This window comes from Patiriisocius sp., assembly GCF_051252435.1.
Lineage (GTDB): Bacteria > Bacteroidota > Bacteroidia > Flavobacteriales > Flavobacteriaceae > Patiriisocius.
This window is the reverse complement of the sequence record NZ_JBPOFW010000001.1, coordinates 307584-331391: the sequence shown is the minus strand read 5'-3', so window position 1 is coordinate 331391 and position 23808 is coordinate 307584. Positions and strand designations below refer to the sequence as shown.

At 37.3% G+C, this 23808-nt stretch carries 16 protein-coding genes and 1 tRNA gene; 5 read left to right on the top strand and 12 right to left on the bottom strand.

Annotation, left to right across the window (positions count from 1 at the left end; translation table 11 throughout):
• Positions 1 to 49: 49 nt before the first annotated feature.
• The 4 genes from ACSHW7_RS01450 to ACSHW7_RS01435 all read right to left on the bottom strand — a co-directional run bounded on the left by ACSHW7_RS01450 (position 50) and on the right by ACSHW7_RS01435 (position 4993).
• Positions 50 to 2197 carry a hypothetical protein gene (locus ACSHW7_RS01450; RefSeq protein WP_435677538.1) on the bottom strand — a complete coding sequence of 716 codons (2148 nt, stop codon included), beginning with the start codon at positions 2195 to 2197 and terminating at the stop codon, positions 50 to 52.
• Between the two features lie 11 nt (positions 2198 to 2208).
• Positions 2209 to 3078, bottom strand: coding sequence for a hypothetical protein (locus tag ACSHW7_RS01445; protein ID WP_435677537.1), 870 nt, complete (start codon positions 3076 to 3078; stop codon positions 2209 to 2211).
• A gap of 181 nt (positions 3079 to 3259) precedes the next feature.
• Positions 3260 to 4105: a hypothetical protein gene (locus tag ACSHW7_RS01440; RefSeq protein ID WP_435677536.1), complete on the bottom strand. Its 846-nt coding sequence runs from the start codon at positions 4103 to 4105 to the stop codon at positions 3260 to 3262.
• Positions 4106 to 4120: 15 nt separating this feature from the next.
• Positions 4121 to 4993: a hypothetical protein gene (locus tag ACSHW7_RS01435; protein ID WP_435677535.1), complete on the bottom strand. Its 873-nt coding sequence runs from the start codon at positions 4991 to 4993 to the stop codon at positions 4121 to 4123.
• A gap of 218 nt (positions 4994 to 5211) precedes the next feature.
• Between ACSHW7_RS01435 and ACSHW7_RS01430 the strand changes: the two genes are divergently transcribed.
• Positions 5212 to 6147: an isoaspartyl peptidase/L-asparaginase family protein gene (locus ACSHW7_RS01430; RefSeq protein WP_435677534.1), complete on the top strand. Its 936-nt coding sequence runs from the start codon at positions 5212 to 5214 to the stop codon at positions 6145 to 6147.
• A gap of 55 nt (positions 6148 to 6202) precedes the next feature.
• Here the strand turns inward: ACSHW7_RS01430 and ACSHW7_RS01425 are convergent, their stop codons facing one another.
• The gene (locus tag ACSHW7_RS01425; protein ID WP_435677533.1) at positions 6203 to 7063 is read right to left on the bottom strand and encodes a cyanophycinase; all 861 of its coding nucleotides are present in this window, start codon (positions 7061 to 7063) and stop codon (positions 6203 to 6205) included.
• A gap of 111 nt (positions 7064 to 7174) precedes the next feature.
• Here ACSHW7_RS01425 and cphA point away from each other — a divergent pair, with 111 nt between their 5' ends.
• On the top strand, positions 7175 to 9817 hold the full coding sequence (gene cphA, locus ACSHW7_RS01420; RefSeq protein WP_435677532.1) for a cyanophycin synthetase: 2643 nt from the start codon (positions 7175 to 7177) through the stop codon (positions 9815 to 9817).
• Positions 9818 to 10167: 350 nt separating this feature from the next.
• On the opposite strand, the gene ACSHW7_RS01415 is transcribed toward cphA, so the two are convergent.
• The 5 genes from ACSHW7_RS01415 to ACSHW7_RS01395 form a co-directional block, all read right to left on the bottom strand.
• Complete coding sequence (locus ACSHW7_RS01415; RefSeq protein ID WP_435677531.1) at positions 10168 to 10485, bottom strand: hypothetical protein; 318 nt, start codon at positions 10483 to 10485, stop codon at positions 10168 to 10170.
• Positions 10486 to 10768: 283 nt separating this feature from the next.
• On the bottom strand, positions 10769 to 11458 hold the full coding sequence (locus ACSHW7_RS01410) for a LytR/AlgR family response regulator transcription factor (protein ID WP_435677530.1): 690 nt from the start codon (positions 11456 to 11458) through the stop codon (positions 10769 to 10771).
• Between the two features lie 102 nt (positions 11459 to 11560).
• Complete coding sequence (locus tag ACSHW7_RS01405) at positions 11561 to 13489, bottom strand: tetratricopeptide repeat-containing sensor histidine kinase (RefSeq protein ID WP_435677529.1); 1929 nt, start codon at positions 13487 to 13489, stop codon at positions 11561 to 11563.
• 318 nt (positions 13490 to 13807) lie between these two features.
• Entirely contained in the window at positions 13808 to 14815 is a 1008-nt protein-coding gene (locus ACSHW7_RS01400) for a N(4)-(beta-N-acetylglucosaminyl)-L-asparaginase (protein WP_435677528.1), read from the bottom strand.
• Entirely contained in the window at positions 14812 to 17748 is a 2937-nt protein-coding gene (locus ACSHW7_RS01395) for a GH92 family glycosyl hydrolase (RefSeq protein ID WP_435677527.1), read from the bottom strand. Before ACSHW7_RS01395 ends, ACSHW7_RS01400 begins: the two co-directional genes overlap by 4 nt.
• A gap of 105 nt (positions 17749 to 17853) precedes the next feature.
• Here ACSHW7_RS01395 and ACSHW7_RS01390 point away from each other — a divergent pair, with 105 nt between their 5' ends.
• Both ACSHW7_RS01390 and ACSHW7_RS01385 read left to right on the top strand, forming a co-directional pair.
• Positions 17854 to 19083, top strand: a complete 1230-nt coding sequence (locus ACSHW7_RS01390; RefSeq protein WP_435677526.1) for a metallophosphoesterase — start codon at positions 17854 to 17856, stop codon at positions 19081 to 19083.
• A gap of 63 nt (positions 19084 to 19146) precedes the next feature.
• Positions 19147 to 19443 (top strand): thioredoxin family protein, encoded by a 297-nt coding sequence (locus ACSHW7_RS01385; RefSeq protein ID WP_435677525.1) that lies wholly within the window; start codon positions 19147 to 19149, stop codon positions 19441 to 19443.
• Positions 19444 to 19456: 13 nt separating this feature from the next.
• On the opposite strand, the gene ACSHW7_RS01380 is transcribed toward ACSHW7_RS01385, so the two are convergent.
• Both ACSHW7_RS01380 and ACSHW7_RS01375 read right to left on the bottom strand, forming a co-directional pair.
• Positions 19457 to 20104 (bottom strand): polysaccharide deacetylase family protein, encoded by a 648-nt coding sequence (locus ACSHW7_RS01380; protein ID WP_435677524.1) that lies wholly within the window; start codon positions 20102 to 20104, stop codon positions 19457 to 19459.
• A 99-nt stretch (positions 20105 to 20203) separates the two neighbouring features.
• Entirely contained in the window at positions 20204 to 23512 is a 3309-nt protein-coding gene (locus ACSHW7_RS01375; RefSeq protein ID WP_435677523.1) for a glycosyltransferase family 117 protein, read from the bottom strand.
• A gap of 211 nt (positions 23513 to 23723) precedes the next feature.
• Between ACSHW7_RS01375 and ACSHW7_RS01370 the strand changes: the two genes are divergently transcribed.
• Positions 23724 to 23794: transfer RNA gene (locus ACSHW7_RS01370), tRNA-Gln, on the top strand.
• Positions 23795 to 23808 lie beyond the last annotated feature (14 nt).

The window sequence follows — 23808 nt, the reverse complement described above, 5'->3', positions numbered from 1 at the left end:
TAGGTATTGATTTACTATAATTGTTTTCAATCATAATTTATAAGACAAATTATTTTTCAATAATGACCACGCCACCACTATTAGCGTCATATCTTGGGTAACCAGCAATAACAGTATCACCTAAAGCATTTATGGCAATACAACTACCATCGTTAATCCAAACACTACCATTATAATAATCCCTATATATTGTGGCCCCAAAATATAAATTGGTCGCCTCTTTTTTGGGTTTCACGTAATTAATAAACGTCCAATTGCCTTGTCTCTTTTCATATAGATATACAGCACCACTATTGCTGTATATGTTGTCATCGCTACTTTCATCAAAGACACCTTCTTTAAAACTGTCCTCATAGGGCGCCGCAACAGCTAAGATGGTGCCAGTAGCATTGAAGGCAACAGAGCTAAGACCAAAATTATCTGAAATATCATTATTACTATTTTTTATAAATGCTGTTTGTTGCCAAGCACCATTGTCATAATCAAATATGTAAACGGCACCAGTATTACCTTTATAATTATCTGTTGGGTAATTTTCATTTTGATTAAATGCTTTCCCTTCAAAACTATCCTCTTGAGGAGCACCCACAGCAATAGTGTTCCCATTTTGAGAAATTGCCACCGAAGACCCGAAACGGTCTTCAGTCTCAGCATTGTGCGCTTTGATATATTTATTGAAAGCCCAGTTACCTCCGTTTTTTTTATAAACAAACAACGCTCCCGAATTGCTTGCGCCACCTATGGAAGGGTCTGCATCTACTCCAGTACCAGCTCCTCTTTCTGAAATTGAAGTAGCCGCTAGTGTATTGCCATCCCCGCTCAATGCAAGATTCCAACCAAAATGTATAACATTTTGAGGATTGGAGCCAGGGCCAAAGTAGGTATCGAGATTCCAATCTAAACCATCATATTCAAATAAATATACTCCTCCGGTAAAACTTCCTCCACTTGCAGTAAAGTCGCCATTAATTCCTATTGCATCACTCGTGTTTCGTATTGCCGATGTAGCAAAGGAAAGTCCGTCATCTGCCATAGAAACTGCGAGCCCAAAATAATCATTATACCCAGAAGGGCTATCTAATACCTGGGTCTCTTGCCAGGTACCATTACTATTCTCATAGACAAAAACTTTACTGTACGCACCAACAACTAAGGTATTTCCTTCTGCATCGATATCGGTATCCATACCATAGAAGTTGGTTGAAAGGCTGGGTACAATTTCTTGAGATTCTTGCCACTCATTATTAATCTTTTCAAAAATAATGATTGATGCTGGTGAATTTGAACTTATACGAGGTTTGCTCAATGCCATCACCGTTCCTGCTGCATTTATAGAAACATCGGCTCCCAAATATTGCCCTGCATTTGAAGGATTATCCTGGAGTAGTGTAATTTCAGCGTCATCATAACTTACTGCATTTGGGTTTTCACCTCCCACTTGTCCATTTTCGTTGAATCCAAAACAGGCCCATTCACCATTGATATATACACATAATTTGTTTTTTGAAGTATCAAAAACCATGGTACCATCTACGGGGGGATTACCGTTACCATCAGTAACGAGACTTACATCTGCCACTCTGGGCATAATAGCGCCCAAGTTATTGTTGCTTGAAATATCTAAAGCTCCTTTAGGGTCATTAGTTCCAATGCCTATTTTATTTGATGGACCATCTACAAATAAAATAGGGTTATTAGTTTCATCTTTTACTTCAAAACCATCTCCAGTGACAGTTACCTTACCGTCTAAGGCGTCAATGGTTTTCCCTGCTCCAGGACCGCCTTTATTGTAGGCATCATTAAGAGTTCCTTTTTCAGTATCCTTCGCTATCATAGCATATGGCACACTCTTAAACTGCGTAGTGCCAAGATCTACAAACCCGTCTCCAGTATCTACTTGCACGTTTAAAAAATGATCGCCACTGCCCCAATCAACAGTTAAAAAGTTACCGCTATTGACCGTGCCTTCTCCAATGTTTATAACTACTATGCCATTTGCATCTGTAGTCGTGTCGTGCGTTTCTTGATAGACATTTAAAGTTCCACTTTCTAAAATTTGAAACTGAACAAAAATGCCTTGGCTCACAAGTGCATCACCATTGGCATCTTTAATAAGTGCTTTATAATTGATGCCGTTTTGTGAGATGCTATTCGCTGAGATGAACATAGCGATTATAAAAAGTACAATTGATTTCATAATTAATATTTTTAATTAGCAGGTTTATAAGTGCCACAAAGGCATGGATAGCTAGCGTTAATATTACTAGTTATATTCAAATCAAAAAATCGAGGTATGTTTATACCGCCTCCATTGCCAGGAGATAGAATATCAAACCTTATTTTACCCCTCATCCCATTAATAAAATCTGGAGAATTTTGACTTAAATGATAACCGTTATTTCTTGCAGAGTAGTTAGAAGTACTACTGCTCACACCAAATAGTGAAGATGAAGTTATAGCCCAAAAAAATTGATCATTGTAATTAGAATTGTTAGAATAATTTTCTATGATAATAGCTTGTGTTGTTTGCTCATTAGTAAAGGCCCTTGCGTAGGGTTCATTTGGGTAGCTTGCTTTACACATTTCGTTTGCTGCTTGCCAACCATTTTTTCCATTAAATGAGAATCGCCCATTGCTTGTTTGAGAAGACACGCCCAAAATATACGGCTCAAAAAATACTGGATTATCTACGGTTGCGGCAGATAGGGCGCGTTGCGCATAAGGCACAGACTTAAATTCCGTAGTCCCTAAATTTGTCAAACCATCGCCCGTGTCTACCTGCACGTTTAAATAATGGTCATTTGCACCCCAATTTATAGCTACGAAGTTGCCGGAATCTACAGTACCTTCGCCAATATTAACAATAATAATTCCATTAGCATCTGTAGTTGGGTTGTGTGTTTCTTGGTAAACAGGTGTAGCTAATCCTTCAATTATTGAAAATTGAACAGTAATAGTTTGATTTGCCACCACATCACCATCTGCATCTTTAATAAGTGCTTTGTAGTTAATCCCGTTTTGTGCAATACCTACTACGGAAATGAGCAGGGCAAATAAAAAGAGTACTAAATTTTTCATGTTGTAAGGTTTTAAAAAGTTAAACCTATAACCGATTGAATAGACTCACAAAATTTTTTAGTGAACGAATGTTTTTTTTAGTGAACGCCCAATTTTATTGTTTTTAAAATATAAATCAAATTAGCATTTGATTTATATTTCCGAAGTCATTAAAGAAGTTCTCCTTAAAACAATGTTTTTTTTATTTTATTCGAATAATCCAAATAACCGACATGTTCACTGGTCTGTTTTCTTGATTACTTACAGTATATCTGGTGGAGTGTGTAGCCGGAGAGGTGAGTCCTCCAACGGTATTTGCAATAGGCACAGACTGTCCACTTGTAGGAATAGAAATGTTTTGGGTATTAGTTTGTCCAGTAGAATTCGTGATATTTGTAATTCTATTTACACTATCCACTTCTAACATTCCACTTGAAGCTCCTCCTCGCAAAAAACGACCCCTTACAATTAACCCGGTGGATGTTAATAAAGCCCCATTGAGGTTAGGTGTTAATTGACCATCTAATGGACTTTCTGGATCATTGATTACAGCTCCATTGCAAAGTTTCCACTCAGAAGATAGTGGTCCTACGTTTGACAAGCTCCCATGCCATGCAACTATTGCTCCCACAGGGACTTTGCCAAGTTCAAATTTTTCTTCATTCTTTACTTTTTCTGCGAGTTTAGCGTAGGGAACACTTTTAAATGCAGTAGTCCCTAAGTCTACTAATCCATCGCCGGTATCTGCTTGCACATTTAAAAAATGATTATTCGCACCCCAATCAATGGTCAAAAAGTTACCACTATCCACGGTGCCTTCGCCAATATTTACAGTGATTATTCCATTGTCGTCTGTAGTAGGGTTTTGGGTTTCTTGATACACATTTGTAGTGCCTGCTTCCAGTATAGAAAATTGAACAACAATGGCTTGATTGGCTATCATATCGCCGTTCGCGTCTTTAATAAGTGCTTTATAGTTGATGCCATTTTGGGCAAAGTTTGAAAGTGAAATTAAAAAAGTGACAAGTACTATTATAGTTGTTTTCATAGTATCATTTATAAATTAATTTTTATAGGTACCACACATACACGGAAAGTTAATTTCAGGTGCTTTGTCGTGGATTACTTGTAGATAGGTTTTAGAATCATTAAACGTTGGATTACCATTTGTTAAGTCATCATCTATAAAGATTTTTCCGCTGGTTCCGCGCCCAAACTCTCCACTATTTAGGTTTAAACCCCAAGCATTATTTTGATGCGGACGATTAAAAGTAGAGTTACTGCCATATGCCAACGGTGTTATTGCCCAAAATTCTACCTGATCAATGTTGGCTAAATTAGTTGCGTCATAGTTTCCTAAAACAAGGGCCTGGGTTATTTGTTCTAACGTAAATGCACGCACATTTGGATCTCCTGGAAAGGTAGCTTCACACATTTTCTGCGCAGCTTGCCAGCCGTATTTTCCATTAAAATTATATTTAGCAGAAGAAGATGCAGTGCTTCTGCCAAGTATGTATGGTTCGGGTATTTTTACAACTTTATCAGCCTCAAAAGAACTTTTTGCAAATTTTGCAAAAGGGACACTCTGCATAGGTTGAAACCCAGTATTAAAAGACCCACCAGGATAATCAATAAAAAAATCAATGGAATACGATACAGCGCTCCAGTCTATGGTATTAAAGTCTTGATTTGTATCGGTTCCTTCACCTATAACAAGTATGAGCATTCCATCACTAGTAGTTACAACACTTTGTTGTTCATAGTAAACTTCTAATTGCGATACATCGTTCTTAATTGTTATTTCAAGATCAACTTGCGTGTTTGCGACAATGTTTCCAGCACCGTCTCTTATCAATGCTTTATAATTAATGCCATTTTGGGCAATACTTACTGCGGAAATGAGAAACGCGATTAAAAAAAGAAATTGTTTTTTCATGGTGGTTTGTTATTCAAATGTTAAACCTATAACCGAAAGAGGAAACCAGCAAAAAAACTTAGTGAACGAATGATTTTTTTAGTGAACGTATTTCTTTTAGGTAAAAAGTAAAGCTACTTTGATTGGCAAATTTTAAATAGCCCATACCGTAATTTTGATTTCGATTTAACACAAACATCAATCAGAAGAAGTATTTTCGCTTCTGAAATAAAACACATATGAAAAATTTTTCAATTATCATTCACGGAGGCGCAGGAACACTGGTAAAAGGACTAATGACCGAAGCACTCGAGGCTAAATACAAAGCAGCATTACAAGATGCGAGAGATAAAGGATATGCAGTTCTCGAAAATGGCGGAACGTCTATGGATGCTGTGGAAACCGCTGTAAAATCACTAGAGGATTCGCCTTTGTTTAACGCAGGAAAAGGTGCAGTTTTCACCCACACAGGCACACATGAGATGGACGCTGCCATCATGGATGGAAAAACTTTGGAAGCTGGAGGGGTTTCATTGATTACCGGAATTAAAAACCCAATCTCTTTAGCGCGAGACATCATGGAAAAGAGCGACCATGTTTTTTTAGCGGGTAAAGGTGCAATGCAATTTGCAAAAAGTCAAAATTACACATTGGAATCTCCAGAGTATTTTTATGACGAGGTGCGTTATCAGCAATGGCAAAATATTAAGGATAGTGATAAATTTGAGTTGGATCATTCCGTTAAAAAGGACGGAAAATTTGGTACTGTGGGTGCCGTTGCTTTGGATAGCTTCGGAAATATTAGCGCGGCAACTTCTACCGGTGGAATGACCAATAAAAAATGGGGACGCGTAGGCGACAGCCCAATGATTGGAGCCGGTACGTACGCTAACAATGCAACTTGTGCAGTAAGTTGTACGGGTAGTGGAGAATATTTTATAAGGGGTGTCGTGGCGTATGATGTCTCTTGTTTAATGGAATACAAAGGACTTTCTATTGAAGAAGCTACAAGCGAGGTCATCCAAAACCGCATATTAAAAATAGGAGGTGACGGTGGACTCATCGCTGTTGATGCTAAAGGAAATATTGCAATGCCTTTCAATACTGAAGGGATGTACAGAGCTTTTCGAAAAAGCAATGGCGAAATGGATATTAAAATCTATAAAGAGAGTTAATTGATCAGTTATATATAGAAAGAGCGCCATTGGCGCTCTTTTTTATTATATAGTTTTATCCTTCAATTACAGGGATTTCCAATGGAGAGATTTTCACCTTTTTATTTTTGATATTAAAACGGTCGCCACTCGCTAAAATGTGCGTTTTTAAATTTGTAAGGGACATGGGAGTTCCTTTTTTCAATAGATGGTGATTGTTGTGTTTTGCGTTTCTGGCATTGAATAAAATAACCATTCCAGAACCCAACACTTCAAATTTTCCACCTTTGATGATAAGTCCGGTATCTTCTGCAAGACCAACACCAATAAGGTTAGGGAATTTTGCAACGGCTTCTGCCATTCTCCCAAAGCGTCCGCGACGAATAAAATGACTGTCGATAATCAATTCAGGAATAAAAGACATTCCTTCGCCCATTCCCACAGCACCTTTGATAAAAGATTCTTGACTGCTACCGCCGGTAATCATTTCTTTACTCATGCACATAGCACCAGCGCTTGTTCCAGCGATTACAATTTTTTCATTTTGGTAACGTTTCAGCATAATATCATGCAACTCCGTTTCTCCAATTTTTTTTGTGATATTTGATTGATTTCCTCCAGAAAACATGACACAATCTGCAGTTTTCATTTTGTCAACAAAGTCTTGATTTAAAGAGTCTTCGCGTTTTCTAATATCCATCACAAAGAGATTGTTGCAGCCCAATTTCCCGAAAGCTTGGAGATAATTATTCCCTACTTCATCTGGAATACTGGAAGCGGTGGGGATGATTATAATCTGTGCATCTACACCGCCTGCTTCTTTCACAACGCGAGATAGAATTCCTTCTTCTATAAATTCAAGCGTGTAGATTTCGCTTGTCTCAATTCCTTTGTCTTCGTTACCGCCTATGGGTATCAAAATTCCTTTTGGTTTCATACTGAAATATTATTGGGTGGGCAAAAATAGGCGTTTTAGTGAAGAAAAAATTATATATTTAAAGATTGTTGAGTACATGAAATTTCAGAAACACTTAAAAACCAACCCCCTATGAAAATACGCGAAATAAACGCAATGCGCGGGCCTAATTATTGGTCTGTTCGCCGTCACAAATTAATAGTAATGGTCCTCGACCTCGAAGAAATGGAGGAGCGACCAAGTGATAAGATTGACGGGTTTAAAGACCGGCTAGAAGCCATGTTTCCTACCATGTATTCGCATAGATGTAGTGTAGGAACTCCCGGTGGGTTTTTTCAGCGTGTGGAAGAAGGAACTTGGATGGGGCATATTATTGAACATATTGCGCTCGAGATACAAACCTTGGCAGGTATGGACACTGGTTTTGGTCGCACGCGCGGCTACGGAGAGAAAGGCGTTTATAATGTGGTGTTTTCATACATTGAAGAAGATGCGGGAAGATATGCGGCAAAGGCAGCCGTGCGTATTTGTGAAGCGCTCATCGTGGGAGAAGATTATGATTTTACAGATGATATTCAAGAAATGCGAGAGTTGAGAGAAGCGCAGCGATTGGGGCCCAGTACGGGAAGTATTGTTGAAGAAGCAGAGAGTAGAGGGATTCCTTGGATTCGACTCAATAAATATTCTCTTTGTCAATTGGGGTATGGTGCAAATCAAAAAAGAATTCAGGCAACGGTAACTTCTGAAACTTCAAGTATTGGAGTAGAATTGGCATGTGATAAAGAAGACACTAAATTTTTACTGGAACAAGCTGAGGTTGAAGTGCCAAGAGGCGATATTATTAGAAGAGAAAGTAGTCTTGAAGGCGCTTGTAATTATGTGGGCTATCCATTGGTTATGAAACCCATCGACGGGAATCATGGTCGTGGCATTACTGTAAACATTAAAAATTATGAGCATGCTCTTGAGGCTTATAAACACGCAAAAAATAGCTCAAAAAGTGGTGCAATTATCGTCGAAAAATTTGTTCAAGGTGATGATTACCGGTTGTTGGTAATAAATAATGTTTTAGTTGCAGCTGCTATTCGAACTCCTGCCCATGTAATTGGAAACGGAAAATCAACGGTGCAAGAATTAATCGATGAGGTAAATAGTGATCCAAGACGTGGTTTTGGACATGAAAATGTACTCACTCAAATTACCACAAATGAACTTACGTTAAATATTATAAAAGAAGCTGGATATACCATAGATTCGGTTATACCTGATGGGGAAAGGTTAATACTTAAGGACACAGCAAATTTAAGCACCGGAGGAACTGCTGAAGATGTGACCGATATTGTTCACCCAGCAAACGTTTCAATGGCGGAGCGAATTTCAAAAATAATTGATTTAGATATTTGCGGAATTGATATAATGACTACCGATATTAGTAAACCCCTATCTGAAACCGGTGGCGCAGTACTAGAAGTGAATGCAGGCCCAGGATTTAGAATGCACTTGGCACCTACCACAGGATTGCCTAGAAATGTCGCGGCGCCTGTGATTGATAAATTATTTCCCAATCAAAACGATACGGGACGAATTCCTATTACTGCGATAACGGGTACTAATGGTAAAACAACTACCAGTAGGTTATTTGCCCACATGGCAAAAATGAAAGGATATCGCGTGGGGTATACTACCAGTGACGGGGTTTATATTCAGAATAGATTATTAATGACGGGCGATTGTACGGGTCCTTCAAGTGCCGAGTTCGTCCTCAAAGACCCAACGGTAAATTTTGCCGTATTGGAATGTGCTCGCGGAGGATTGTTGCGTGCAGGATTAGGATTTAAAAAATGTAACGTGGCTATTGTCACAAACGTAGCAGCAGATCACTTGGGTCTTAAAGGAATTCACACCATAGAACAATTAGCAAAAGTAAAGGCGGTTGTCCCTGAAACAGTTTTGCCAGACGGCTATGCCATTTTAAATGCAGATGATGAACTCGTTTATGAAATGCGCAGAAATGTTGAGTGTAAAATTGCTTTGTTCTCTATGGATGAAAACAACAGTCATGTGAGGGCGCTCCAAAGAAGTGGAGGGATAACTGCGGTGTATGAAAATGGTTTTGTAACTATTTGCAAAGGAGAATGGAAAATGCGCGTTATGAGAGCGGTAAATATTCCATTGACGTATGGCGGAAAGGCAAACTTTATGATACAAAATGTACTCGCGGCAGTTTTAGCAGCGCATGTGCATGGCATTAGTATTGAAGATATGAAAACCGCGCTAGAGACTTTTATTCCAAGTGCTGCACAAACACCTGGCCGACTCAATTTATTCCAATTTCAAAACTTTACCATTTTACTGGATTATGCACACAATCCAGCTGGAATGAGAGCATTGAAACAATTTTCAGATACACTTGATGCAACTCATAAAGTTTGTATCATCGCTGGAATTGGTGATAGACGCGAAGAAGATAATAATTTGATAGGTGGAATTGCCGCACAAATGGCAGACGAAATTATCATTCGTCAAGACAAAAGACTTCGAGGTAAAACAGAGGAGGAGCTTATAAAAATGCTCAATGACGGAATTAAACAACAAAACCCGAAAATAAAAACAACCATCATCCCTAGCGAAAAAGAAGCAATAACCCATGCCGTAAATACTGCAAAACAAGGTTCTTTAATAATTTTATGTAGTGATGTTGTCCCAGACGCATTGGCATTGGTTCAAAAATTTAAGGCGCAGGAAGCGAGTGGAGAAAAGATATTTGCTCAATGATTTTATAGATAAAGTTTTAAAAGTTAAAAGACCGCCTTCCCCAAAGCGGTCTTTTTTTATCACATCTGCTTAGTTAGTTGGATGTGACTCTCACAACATTAATACTTAAATAAATGAGATTAATTTGGTTAGTTAATTATATAGTTAAAACTATCTCATAAAATCTTTCCACTCAATTTTTTTTAGTGAACGCACGTTTTTTTTAGTGAACAGATAAAAAAACATGAATTCTGTATTTCCTTTCGGAAATTTTAAACCAATTACTATAAATTAGTTGTTGCACATTTTCGCTGTAAAGCAAAAAAAGACAACGCTCCTCACTTTGCGGTCTTAATTATAAGATTGTCGTTTTAATTAAATTCAAATAAAATAATGGCTGCAATGCCTAAAACCAGAGCAACGGCTTCTTTACTTGAAAAGCTTTCGTTGAAATAGAAAAAATTGACCATACTCAACAGAATGAGATTAAATATGATAAAGAGTACAGAAGTGACAACCATATTTTTGAAAGTGAAACTGTAAATCAAAAATGAAAGGCCAACAACATAGAAAAACACGCCAAAACCTAATGAAATATTAGTATTGTTGGCAATCCAGTTTTTTATAAAAACATCTCCTATCGTATCAAAAATAGCTCCTGCAGCGATTAAAAGTAAAGCGTTATTCATCTGTATTTTCTTTATAATTAGCAAAGAAGTTCATGTTTCGAAAATCTATTTGCAATTAGCAGGTTAAGTACAGTCAGACGGTTAAATGGGGAAGTGAGTTGACTTACAAGGGTAAATCTATTTAGATAAAAGCTACTTCGCAATTTTTTTTAGTGAACGCATGATTTTTTTAGTGAACACAATCGTGACCAACAAAAAGGAGGGTTCTCTGCGGAAATTTAAATGAATTGGTATCATTTAGTTGTTGCACATTTTCGCTCTAAAGCAAAAAAGATAATGTATACTACCCCAAAGCGGAAGCGTCAGTCATACGTGCAGTAAGTTTCTTTTTTCGGGAATAGCCCAATGGAATTTCAACGGAATCCACTTGAACAATTTCTGTACCTACGGCGACTACTTTTCTTAGATTGATCCAATAGGAGCGATGGCACTGAAAAAAGAACGTTTGATTTAATAACTCGGAAATACTTTTCAAGGTGTGTGGCACCAAATATTCTTTGGTTGAAGTGACGATGTAGCAATAATTGTCAAACGCCCTTAAATATTGAATACACGATTGGTAAATGGTGTATTTTTTCCCTTCAGCTTTAAAAGTTATGGTGTCGTCGTCTTGAGTAATGGTGTGCCATGCCAATGTAATATTGCTGAGGAGGCCAGCCTCGGTAAATGGTTTTACAATATATCCCAACGGATTTGTTTCTTTTACTCGTGACAGTGTTACGGGATCTGTTTGTGAGGTTAAAAACAAATATGGGATTTGTTGAGTATTTAAAAAATGAGCAACGTCCACGCCATCTCTTTTACTTTGTAGTTGAATATCCAATAATACTAAAGTGGGTTGGGTTTCAGAAATTTCGGCGACTGCCTCTTCATACTCATCACTACTTCCTGCGATAGCTATATTGTTTTTTTTCAACGCCATTTTTAGGCTCATAACTATGAGCGGCTCGTCTTCGACAATATAGATATTCAATTTTTTCAAGCAGTTTTTACGTTTAAGCTACAATTTATTAATAAGTAGTGAAGTGAGAGAATTTATTTAGTCAACAAGCATAATTTTTAGTGAACGGGGTTTTTAAAGGATTTCAAAACGTTTCATGACTACTTTTGCTTCTGTTCCTTTTGGACTTGCTGCTAATAATGTAATGGAGGCTTTTAGCTTTTTGCAAAGTCCTTCGATCAATTGAAGTCCGAATGAACTTTCTTTGATTTTTGCTGGCATTCCTTTTCCGTTGTCTGTGACCGTCAATACTAAGGTTTCGCCTTCTTTTTTAAACGAAATGTGTAATAAGCTATCTTCGGTCACGGGATTGAATGCATGTTTTAATACGTTTGTTATCAGCTCATTTAAAATTAACCCCAACGGTGTAATGGTTTCAATATCAAGCAACAACGATTGAGATTCAACTTCAAATTTAAGTTTTGTAGCTTCAAATTGGTGACTTTCAATCACGTCTTTCGTAAAGTCCTCAATGTATTCTTTACTGTCAATACCAACTAATTTGTCTTTGCTGTACAATTTTTGGTGAATGAGTACCATGGAGCGCACTCTATTTTGAGCTTCTTTGATGGCTATTTTTGCTTCGGCATCTTGAGCGGTTTCACTCTGAATAAAGAGTAGCGAACTCACCATTTGAAAACTATTTTTTACACGATGATGCGTTTCTCTTAAAAGAATGTTTTTTTCATCTACCGAAGCTTCGAGCAGCTTTTTTTGTTTGGCTAATAGGAAATTTTTCTTTCTGTTTTTATAAAAGAAAAAACCTAAAAACGAAGCAAACGCAAAACCAACAAAAGCTAAAATTGAGTACAGTTTGCTTTCATTTTCTTTCGCTTTTATTTGGGCTGTTCGTAGTTCTTCGGTTTTATTGAATTCGTATTGTAGTTCTTGTTCGGTTTGTTTTTTAACGTTCTTTTCATTAAAAATACTGTCTTTTGTCTTTAAATACAGTTCGTGGTTTTCGAGTGCCAAATCATAATTTGATGTGGCTTTATATCCTTGATATAGGCAATCGCACGCTTTTTTAAGTATTTCAAGATTGGAGTCTGCCATGGCAAGTTTTTTTGCTTCTTCACAAGAGGTTTCGGCACCTTTAAAATCCTTAATATTTAAGAATAGGTTTCCTTGGTAGTAGAGAGATTCGGCAAGCATAGTTGTAATATTATTCTTTCTATAAAACCCAACAACATCTTCCAAGTATGGGAGTGCTTTTTCATTTTCGTTCAATCCGGTGTACGCAACTCCTATATTTAAATCTGAATTTTTAATAATACGCTCTTGCGCATTTCCTTTTTCTTTTAAAGCTTTTCCTTCCAAAAATGCCTCAAGTGCTTTCTGAAATTGATTTTTCTTTAAAAACACATCGCCTTTATTATTGACAAAAACTCCGGCATACATGTATAAATTGTTTTGTAGTGCTGTTGAATATCCCATATCGTAATAGGAAATGGCTTTTTCATATTCGTCTATACTATTATAATAATTTGCCAAACTATTGAGCGTTGACAAACTCATCATTTTATAACGCCTGCGTTCTTCTTCGGAAAGTGGAATCGTGTCAATTTTGTCCAGTAATTGTTGAGATTCTATTGTTTTTGAAATTGATAAAGGCATATTGCCTTTCATTTGATATACACCACCCTCGGTTGAAATTAACGAAGCATTTACCAGAGGTTGCCTAGTTGCAGAGAGCGACGGCTTCGCTTTTTCAATATAATGCAATGATGAATCTAGCTTTGCATTGTAATAGTAGTAATTGGCGTAATAGTAGTAGGTAAGTGCCAAATAGTCTTCGTTGTTCACGTCTTTGGCAACGCGTTCAGCCTCTTTTATAAATGCAATGGTGTGGCTTGCATAGCGCTGTGTATTGGGAATCGTGCACAAATAGTCAAATTTTTCCTTAACAGTAGGAAGGTTATTCGCCACTTTTAAAAGCGAATCCACTTCTCTTTCTTGTTGGGCGAGACAGAAAATAGGGAGTAGTAAAATATATATTACTTTCAAAGGGAATAGATGATGGTTGGTATTGTGAATTTACTAAATTCTAGTTAGATACAAATGATAAATTAAGTGTCAAGAATAATTTATAAGTAAATACTAAAGTGCTCTTCTATTTCAAAATACCCTAAAATGGAAAAGCCATCACAGGTGTGATGACTTTTCGCCCCAAATTTGATTAATACTTTAAAGTATCAACCTACTTATGTCAAACAAAATTAAATAAAAATAGAATGCTTATTTGTAAGATTTTTCTCAAATAGTAAAAATACGTGTAACTACGTAGGAATTTATACTCTGATTTTTAATTAGTTATGTTTTTATTTAGCCCTTTTTATTATAGAAACCTGGCTGCACGTTTTCATTTTTGCCATTTTGATAAGTAGTGGTCCAAAAACCTTGATGGATGGCATAAGCCCCAGTTTCACCTTTTTTGTTTACAGCAATATAACCCACTTGAAAATCTTCGAAATTAGGAGTGTTTTTTATAATTCTTTTAATTGCCTCTTCGCAGGCTTCTTGGGGTGATTTTCCCTGTCGCATTAATTCTACAATTAAAAAACTTCCTACTGTTTTTAAAACTTCTTCACCCAATCCAGTAGCAGTAGCGGCCCCCACTTCATTGTCTACAAAAAGTCCGCTACCAATAATAGCTGAATCACCCACACGCCCAGCCATTTTATAAGCAAGTCCGCTAGTAGTGCAACCACCAGAAATAGTTCCGTTTTTATCAATGGCTAGCATACCAATAGTATCATGATTTTCTATATTAATAATGGGTTGATATTCGGATGTCAATTTCCATTCCTCCCAAGCTTTTTTTGAAGCATCAGTAAGGAGATTGACTCTTTTAAAACCTTGCGATACTGCAAAGTCCTCTGCACCTTTTCCAGCGAGCATAACATGTGGCGTTTCCTCCATCACTTTTTTTGCAACAGCTATGGGATGCATAATGTTTTCCATACAGACTACCGCTCCATATTCTCCTTTTTCATTCATAACACATGCATCAAGTGTTACTCGTCCTTCACGGTCTGGAAGTCCACCAATACCAACAGTTTGCCCCTTTGCATCTGCTTCTTCTACGCCACATCCAGCAATAATTGCATCTAGCGCCGAAGCTCCATTTTCAAGTTCTTTCCATGCTTTTTCGGTGGCTTTATGTACATTCCAAGTGGCAATGACTACGGGTAATGTAGCCTTTGAATCTTCAATGTCTTTCAATGCTGAAAATTCTTTTTTTGAAGTTTCGTTGCAAGCCATAGCTGTCGGGCCAAGCGTTACGCCCACGCTCCCTAATGCAGCATTTTGTATAAATTTTCTTCTTTTCATTTAATTTCTATTTCATCTACAAAAGTCCAAGCATTTCCTTGTTGGTAGCCCAGATGCCAAGATGGTAATGCGCCATAGTTTTTTGCTACGATTTTTATGTATTGTATGTTCGGTTTTCTAATGGTGAAACTGATGGTTTTAATTCGTGGATCATCATTTTTAGTTCCTTTTTCTATCGCGCGTTCTCTGGATAATCTAAATTTTTTATCCGGCCCCGCAACATAACATTGCACATTTGTAGGAAAAAAAATCCAACTCCCTTGGTCCTCCAAAAAGTTAACGCTAACTGTTTGTATCATTTTTGCGGACCCTCTGTCTACTGTTGCAATCACATCTTTCCCCCAATAGCCTTGCCATGCTCCTGTTCTAAAGTCTTTTGCGCCACGAATGCCATCAATGAGCGCATTGTTGCCGCCACCATTATATTCGTTGGCAAATTCGTTTTCTAACTCAATACTCAACGCAGCATCTATTTTATAAAATTGGGTGGTTAAAGTTTCACTTTTTTGATTTCCTTTTTTTGAAAATGTTTTTAAAGTCCTTTTTTCTGAAATTTCAAAAGGTTGAGAATATTGCTGAAATACCCCATCGTCAAGGCTGTAAAATATTTGAGCATTTTCTGAATTTACATCGAGTGCAATCGTAGTTTCATTTTTAAAAGCTACTTCTCCTTTTGAAATAAACGGAGTTAATAAAATTTGGTGTTCTTTAATTTCGGTGGTGGGAATTTCGGTGTCTTTTGTCCCCCAATCGCTGGGTGTATTTGTCATATTGAAAACGAGATTTCCACCTTTTAAAATTTCAGAATGACATAGAAAACTTCTGTTTAAAGGATTACCGTTTAATTGGGCAGAAGCGATGTATTTATTTTCTTCGGAAACATTATTTGCAATCACATTAAACTGGTTTCCGTTTTCAAGATGGATGGTTGCCTTTTCAAATAAAGGTGCGCCAATAATATATTGATTGCTCCCTGGAGTGACGGGATAAAAGCCTAAGGAGCTAAAAACATACCAAGCGCTCATTTGCCCGCAGTCCTCGTTACCACTAATTCCATCGGGTTTATTTTTGTACAATGTGGTCAAAATTTCTCTAACTAATTTTTGTGTTTTTTCAGGCTTGTTGACAAAATTATAGAGGTACGCCATGTGATGACTTGGCTCATTTCCGTGAGCATATTGACCTATCAATCCCGTAATATCTGCCTGATTTCTCCCCGATGTTTCGGCCTTGGCAGAAAACAGATTGTCAAGGTGTTTTTCCAATTGAGGTTTTCCACCCATGAGTTGCATTAGCCCGGTAACGTCCTGTGGCGCATACAAACTGTATTGCCAAGCATTGGCCTCGGTGTAATTAAAGTTGACCTCGTAGGGGTCAAAGGGTCCAAACCACGTATTGTTAAACCGACCCTGTAGAAACCCGGTAGCAGGATTAAATAAATTTTTATACGATTGAGCGCGCTCACTAAACAGTTTGTAGTCTTCGGTTTTACCCATTTCTTTTGCCATTTGAGCAATTGTCCAATCATCGTACGCGTATTCCAGCGTTTTTGAAACGCTCTCACTTTCTTCTTCCATTGGGATAAATCCAGTCTTTTTGTAAGCGCTCAAACCCAGCCTGTTTTCCATGGCGCTGTGTTTGATTGCAATGAACGCTTTCTCCGTATCATACCCTTTTATGCCTTTTAAATAGGCGTCTGCGATTACGGGAACGCCGTGGTAGCCAATCATACAACCTGTGTAATTTGCGCTCAAATCCCAAATGGGAATAACTCCACCTTCATCATATTTTGCGAGCATTGTGTTTACAAAATCGTTGGTGCGTTCTTGTTCAATTATGGTGTATAGTGGGTGCGCAGCGCGATAAGTATCCCATAAAGAAAATACGGTGTAGTAATCAAAATCCTTGGCTTCGTGAATTTCATTATCCATCCCTCGATACTTACCATCTACATCTTCATAGATGTTGGGAGCAATCATGGTGTGGTATAATGCCGAATAAAAAATTGTTTTATTGTCAACGTTACTATCTTCAATCACAATTTTACTTAATTGATCCTCCCACTTTTGGCTGGCTTCTTCTTTGATTTTTATGAATGATTTTGAACCTATTTCAGTCTCTCTGTTTTTCTTTGCGCCTTCTACATTTACTGCGGAAATTCCCACTGAAATAAACACAGGTTCATTATTTGGGTTTTGAAACTTCAATGCGATTTTTCTTCCGGCAGCCATTCCATGTTCAGGAGGAGATTGTAGCATATCTTCAAAAGTATGCGATGACTTAATATTAAAAAATACCCGTTGGTCAGACGCCCAAGCTTCTGAAAAACGATACCCTTGGATTTCGGTATTCGAGATAACTTCAATATTAGCATCCAATACTTTATCTCGATGGACTAAATCTAAAATCAGAACTTGATTTTCAGCTGAAGGATAGCTGTATTTGTGCATTCCGGCTCTTTCGGTTACGGTTAATTCTACATCAATATTTGAATCGTCGAGGTGGACTTTATAATAACCGGGTGAGGCTTTTTCATTTCCGTGGGAAAATGTTGAACCGTATCCTTTTTTACCATTAGAGCCATTATTAAAGTTGATTTCGTTTGTTGGCGCTAGTAAAATATCGCCATAATCGCTTACACCGGTTCCACTTAAATGTGTGTGCGAAAATCCATAAATATAGCTGTCATCATAATGATAGCCACTACATCCATCCCAGCCGTCAAGACGTGTGTCAGGACTCAATTGCACCATCCCAAAAGGCATTGTTGCCCCGGGATATGTATGCCCATGACCACCAGTGCCAATGAAGTTGTTTACATAAGAAGTGAGGGGTTTGCCTTTTTCTGCTGCTGTATATTCTGTTTTGGTTTTATGCTCATTACAGCTCGATAGAAAAGCTAATAATGTTAACAAAAAAAATATATTTTTCATGTGTGGTTGTTACAGATTGAAAAGATACGAAAGGAAATTATAATTATAGATCACTGTACATTTTTTGAATTTTATTATATAGGTATCTTTGAACAAAAATATGCTATGCATCGCTGGATAATTTTCATTGCAATCTATATTCTAATTGATATTTATGCATTTCAAGCCGTAAAAACGCTAACGCGAAATTCAATCATTCAATGGGTCTATGTTTTAAGTTCATTGGCGGTTCTAGTTTTATTGATTGTCCAACTCAGTAAGTCTGGAACGAGTAGAATGATGTCGCCGGGCGGAATGTATTATTTTGGTTTGTTCCTTGCCTTTTTTGTACCAAAAATGCTCATCATCATTTTTATGTTTGGTGAGGATATCATTCGGCTTTTTGTTGGTATTTTTTCAAAAATAGGGGGTGGAGACGAGTCTTTTTATATCCCTTCTCGCCGAAAGTTTGTAAGCACCATCGCGTTAGGAATCGCAGCCATCCCTTTTGCTGGCTTGCTTTACGGAATGGTAAAGGGAAAATATAACTACAAAGTTTTAAAATATGCGATTGAATTTGATGACCTCCCAGAAGAATTTCATGGATATACCCTCACTCAAATTAGCGATGTGCACAGCGGGAGTTTTGACAATATTGAAAAAGTAAAATATGCCGTTAATTTAGCAAACGAACAACAAAGTGATGTCATCTTGTTTACGGGAGATTTGGTTAATAATATTGCAGACGAGATGCAACCTTATACAGATATCTTCGGAAGTTTGAAAGCTCCTGATGGTGTGTTTTCTGTGTTGGGAAATCATGATTATGGCGATTATGTGGAATGGGAAACTCCTGAAGAGCAATTTCTTAATTTAGAAAAATTAAAAAAACTACAACGCAATATGGGTTGGGATTTACTACTCAATGAAAACCGAACCATCTCGCGCAATGGACAATCTATAAAATTATTAGGTGTTGAAAATTGGGGTGCTGGAGGTTTTAAAAAGGCGGGTAATCTTGGCAAAACATGTGAGGGTTGTAACGTTTCCGACTTTAAAATTTTAATGAGCCATGATCCCTCGCACTGGCAGGCACAGGTAAAACAAAATCCTCAAAACATACAGCTCACGTTGAGCGGGCACACGCACGGAATGCAATTTGGGATTGATATTCCCGGCTGGTTTAAGTGGAGTCCCGTAAAATATAGATACGAAAATTGGGCGGGGCTCTATGAAGAGTTTGGTCGTTATATTCATGTTAATCGCGGTTTTGGCTATCTTGGATATCCGGGAAGAGTAGGAATGTGGCCAGAGATAACGGTGATTACGTTAAAAAAGAAAGGGAAAATTGCGTAGTGCATTTTATTAAGTCATAAATGCTATATTTGTAATATAACCGTTACGCAAAAGTTAAATCAAATGTCAAAATTTGGAGAATTAATTGAAACTAAAGTCCCTGTATTGTTGGACTTTTATAATGAATGGGACGAAGCATGTAAATCCATGAATCCCGTTTTACGTGACGTTGCGGCTGCGCTGGGTGATAAGGCCCGCGTAATAAAAATTGATGTTGAAAAAAACGCAGAACTCGCCGAAGCTCTTAGAGTGAAAGGACTTCCCACACTTATGATTTATAAGAACGGAGAAATGAAATGGCGCCAAAGTGGAGAGCAAGATGCCAGTACTTTAATTGGACTTGTGAAGGAATATGTGTAATATCCGTTGAAGATTATTTCAATGTATTTAATTTAAAACCTTGTGATTGGCATGCTGCTAGAACTTTTGGAAGCGCGTATCTAAGGTTTTTTTCTGCCTTTAGGCTATCGTGAAAAACAACAATACTTCCTGGATTTAATCTTTTCAAAACATTTTCCAGGCATTTTTCTTCTGAAATGTTAGCGTCATAATCCATACTTAGCACATTCCACATAATTATTTTATACCCTTTTTTTAATATTTCATTTGCCTGTCTAGAGGTCATTTTACCATAGGGAGGTCTAAATAGATTTGAGACTTTTGAATTTTCAATTTTCAAATTTGAAACGGTTTCTTCAAATGTGGTGACATCTTGCACATACATTTCAAAATTAGTTTTCCAGCCATTTAAATGATGCTGGGTATGATTGCCCACGGTGTGACCATTGTTTAAAATTTCAGCAAATATTGAAGGATTTTTTTTAATGTTTTCGCCAATGCAAAAAAAAGTAGCTTTGGCATTGTAGGTTGCTAATGTTTCAAGAACCCAAGGAGTTACTTCGGGGATGGGACCGTCATCAAAAGTGAGATATACGGCGTTTTCATTATTGGGTTGTGACCATACTCTTTTAGCGAACAATCGCTGAATGAGCTGAGGTGGATGTGCCAATAATGAATTCATTTTATCTTTAATGTAGAAGTTTAATGAAATAACTAAGGGTTAAAAGTTAGTGAGATTTCAGCTTAACTTTTAACCCTTATATTTTTAAAATTTAGATTTTCAATTCTCAATATTTGTAGCTTCCTCTTCGATTAATTCCAATAATGTGGAGTCTAGCGGGATGGTCATATCTACCTGCTCTTTGGGTTGCTCATCTAGATTGATCCCTTCGTCTGGAGAATATAAATAAGGGAAAAGTTTGATAAAACCATTAAATTGATTCGCTTCCCTTTCGGCCATTTCGCGATTATCCTTTTCTAAAAGAATGTTTACAAGCGCACGATAGCGTTCCATATCGGTATAAATTTCTCTTCTCAAATCTATTTGCTCTTTTGTTTTTAGACTACTAAAATAAAGTAGTTTCTCTTGGTAAATAACTTTGAGTTGGTCGTAAATTTCTTTTCCTTTTTCGGGTTTGCCCACTTCGTAATACCCTAAGACATAAGGTTCCAATAAAGAGTAAAATTCAAATTTGTCAACGGGCATTTTTTCCATTGCGAGGTCGAGTATTTCTTCGGCTTTGCCTAATTTATTTTCATTGATTAAAGTTTCGGCAAGTCTTGCAATGTTACTTCTGTACGTAAGACCGTTTCTTCTAGTTTCTACGTCGTGATAAATGTCTGGATCACCACTGTTACCCCAATCCCAACTTTTAACAAGGTCGTACATTTTATCGCTGTCAATACGTCCCATATCAAAAGGATTGTCTTTATCAACTTCGGTTTTAACGGGAACCAATTTGTAAACGACTCCATCTAATTGTAAATAATCTTTCATCCATAAATAGTCATCGTCTCCAAAACTTCCGCCGGAAAAATAAATGGGGCGTTCCCAATTGTTGTTTGCTATGATATCTAGCATTAACAGTCTATTTTTATAGATTACATCGCCGTCAAAGCTAATAGTGATTTCATCTACAATTTCATCTGCATCCTTTTGTGGAACGATACCATTTTTCAATACATTTTCTTTGTTAACGGGAAGTGTAATGTTTTTAGCCGGAAATGTATTTACAACTTGACCGCTTCGTGGAATTTGATATTTTGTCACTGGACTGTCGTCTGCAACAAAGTTCATCCACGTTTTTATATCAACAGTATCTTTTTTCGTTTCCTGAAATATTACATAATCTCTAGAACCCCATTTATATTTATCGTGCGTTAATTGCGAGGGAATCGGATCACTCTCAAACGCTTTCTTTTTCATGTCGTCAATGTACCAATCTGTCGCAAAAAGTGCTGTGTTGATAACGCGAACATCGCGACGATAGCCTTCAATATTCTGTAAGTACCAGAGTGCAAATGTGTCGTTGTCCCCGATGGTAAAAATGATTCCATTTTCGTCAATACTGTCTAGATACATTCGTGCCATCGATTGTGCTGTGTATCTATTGGAACGGTCATGATCATCCCAGTTTTGTGAAGCTAACAATACGGGAGACGCAAGCGTAGTAATGGCAAGTACAACGGGTAATGCCACTTTTGGATTTATGTACTCTTTTAAAATTTCATATAAAGCATAAACGCCATACCCTATCCAAATGGCAAAAACATAAAACGAACCAACCAGCGCATAGTCACGTTCCCTTGGCTCAAAGGGTCGTTCGTTGAGGTACACTTTTAACGCAAGACCTGTAAAAAGGAAAAACACCAGCAGTACCCAAAAACTTTTTGTGTCGTTTTTTGCGTGGAAAACCAGCCCTAAAATTCCAATAATGAGTGGAAGGAAGAAGTAGGTATTACGGCCCTTGTTTTCCAAGTCCATTGTTGGAATATTTTTTTGATTCCCTAAACGTAATTGGTCAATAAAGGGTATTCCGCTTATCCAATTTCCGTGGAGATTATCATAGCGACCTTGAATATCGTCCTGCTTTCCGGTAAAATTCCACATAAAATAACGCCAGTACATGTATCCAAATTGATACTCAAACATGTATCCTAAGTTTTGGAAGACAGAAGGTTTTTCAATATCAAAATAGGGGCTGAATTGTTTCAAAAACTTGTCATAATCTTCGCTATCCACAAGTCCTTTGTCGTAGGCTGCTCTAAACTTATCCACTTCATCAACCAGCATTTGCTCGTTTCTAAATTCTGGTTTTATTTCAAAATTAACAGCACCCGTAATTTCCATATAATTGGCACTGTGTTCAATACTCCACATACGAGGTAAAAACGCTTTTTGGTCATCGTCAAAATTTTGCTTTGCGTTTTTTACGTCATTTACAATCACATATTTATTAGTCTCCAAATCCTTTTCGTATTTAGGTTTGTCGTCTAAAAATGGATTGTTATCATCCAGTCCTACATAATCTTCGGTAAACTGTGGGCCGTAAAATAAATGCGTTTCGGGATATTGTTCTCTGTTGTAATAAGCTAATAATTCTCTGGCATTATTCGGATTATTCTCATTGATTACCGTCCCTGCATTTGCACGCACAGGTAGCATCAACCAACTTGAAAATCCAATAAGAATAAATAATGTACAAAGCAAAATAGTATTAAGCTGAACAAAGTTTTTGCTACGCGTATATCTTAAGCCGAAATAGAATGCGGTAATAAAAAGAATACCTGCGATAAGTGTTCCCGAATTAAAAGGCATTCCCATCGTATTGACGAAAAAGAGCTCACTCGCACTAAAAAATTTCAACGTACTCGGAAGCAGTAATTTAAAGATAAATAGCAAAATTGCAACAGTAACGACATTGGCAATGATGAAATTTTTAACCGTTACTTTCTTGTAATTTTTAAAGAAGTATAGAAACCCAATAGCCGGGATTGTCAATAATCCCATAAAGTGAACTCCAAAACTAAGTCCCACAACAAACGCAATCAAGATGAGCCACTTGTCGCCTCGGGGTGTGTTCATCTCGCGTTCCCAGCGCAATGCTGCATAAAATAAAACACTCATTATAAAGGCTGCCATTGCATATACTTCGGCTTCAACCGCACTGTACCAAAAGCTATCAGTAAACGTAAAAGACAACGCTGCAACAGCTGCTGCGCCTAGAATTGCCTTTTCATTAGTTGAATTCAATTCGCTATTTTTTGTAACGATATTGGTCAATAATATCGTTACAGACCAAAACATAAACAAGATGGTAAATGCACTCGCAAAAACGGACATTAAGTTAATGGTAAGCGCAATATTTGATGGTTCCATTGCAAAAATAGAGAAAAAAGCACCCATTAATTGGTACAATGGAGCTCCTGGAGGATGTCCAACTTCAAGATTACTTGCGGTGGTAATATATTCTCCCGCATCCCAAAAACTTGCCGTGGGTTCTACCGTGAGCCAGTAAGTAATCAGGGCAACGGCGAAGACAAACCAACCTAAAATAATGTTCCATTTCTTGAATGTAAATGCACCCATATTTCTTTCAAATTTTGTTGGGAACGAATTTACTAATAAATAGTCTATCCCAAGTAGTAAAACTCCCTAACGTAAAGGAAACTATGTTATTTTAAGCTGAAATATTAATTCCTTAATTTTTTACAATAAAAATGTTTGTCTAAATTAAAGAATGTATTAAATTTGCATCCGCTTAACGAACCAAAATTATTTTGGGAGTTAACAGAAGTATTGTCCCATGGTGTAATGGTAACACTCCGGTTTTTGGTACCGTCATTCTAGGTTCGAGTCCTAGTGGGACAACTTTTAATCCTTGT

Bases quoted from the DNA above. Each gene is read 5' to 3' on its own strand.
- ACSHW7_RS01450 (WP_435677538.1), bottom strand. From the start codon at position 2,197: ATGAAATCAATTGTACTTTTTATAATCGCTATGTTCATCTCAGCGAAT.
- ACSHW7_RS01445 (WP_435677537.1), bottom strand. From the start codon at position 3,078: ATGAAAAATTTAGTACTCTTTTTATTTGCCCTGCTCATTTCCGTAGTA.
- ACSHW7_RS01440 (WP_435677536.1), bottom strand. From the start codon at position 4,105: ATGAAAACAACTATAATAGTACTTGTCACTTTTTTAATTTCACTTTCA.
- ACSHW7_RS01435 (WP_435677535.1), bottom strand. From the start codon at position 4,993: ATGAAAAAACAATTTCTTTTTTTAATCGCGTTTCTCATTTCCGCAGTA.
- ACSHW7_RS01430 (WP_435677534.1), top strand. From the start codon at position 5,212: ATGAAAAATTTTTCAATTATCATTCACGGAGGCGCAGGAACACTGGTA.
- ACSHW7_RS01425 (WP_435677533.1), bottom strand. From the start codon at position 7,063: ATGAAACCAAAAGGAATTTTGATACCCATAGGCGGTAACGAAGACAAA.
- cphA (WP_435677532.1), top strand. From the start codon at position 7,175: ATGAAAATACGCGAAATAAACGCAATGCGCGGGCCTAATTATTGGTCT.
- ACSHW7_RS01415 (WP_435677531.1), bottom strand. From the start codon at position 10,485: ATGAATAACGCTTTACTTTTAATCGCTGCAGGAGCTATTTTTGATACG.
- ACSHW7_RS01400 (WP_435677528.1), bottom strand. From the start codon at position 14,815: ATGAAAAGAAGAAAATTTATACAAAATGCTGCATTAGGGAGCGTGGGC.
- ACSHW7_RS01395 (WP_435677527.1), bottom strand. From the start codon at position 17,748: ATGAAAAATATATTTTTTTTGTTAACATTATTAGCTTTTCTATCGAGC.
- ACSHW7_RS01390 (WP_435677526.1), top strand. From the start codon at position 17,854: ATGCATCGCTGGATAATTTTCATTGCAATCTATATTCTAATTGATATT.
- ACSHW7_RS01385 (WP_435677525.1), top strand. From the start codon at position 19,147: ATGTCAAAATTTGGAGAATTAATTGAAACTAAAGTCCCTGTATTGTTG.
- ACSHW7_RS01380 (WP_435677524.1), bottom strand. From the start codon at position 20,104: ATGAATTCATTATTGGCACATCCACCTCAGCTCATTCAGCGATTGTTC.
- ACSHW7_RS01375 (WP_435677523.1), bottom strand. From the start codon at position 23,512: ATGGGTGCATTTACATTCAAGAAATGGAACATTATTTTAGGTTGGTTT.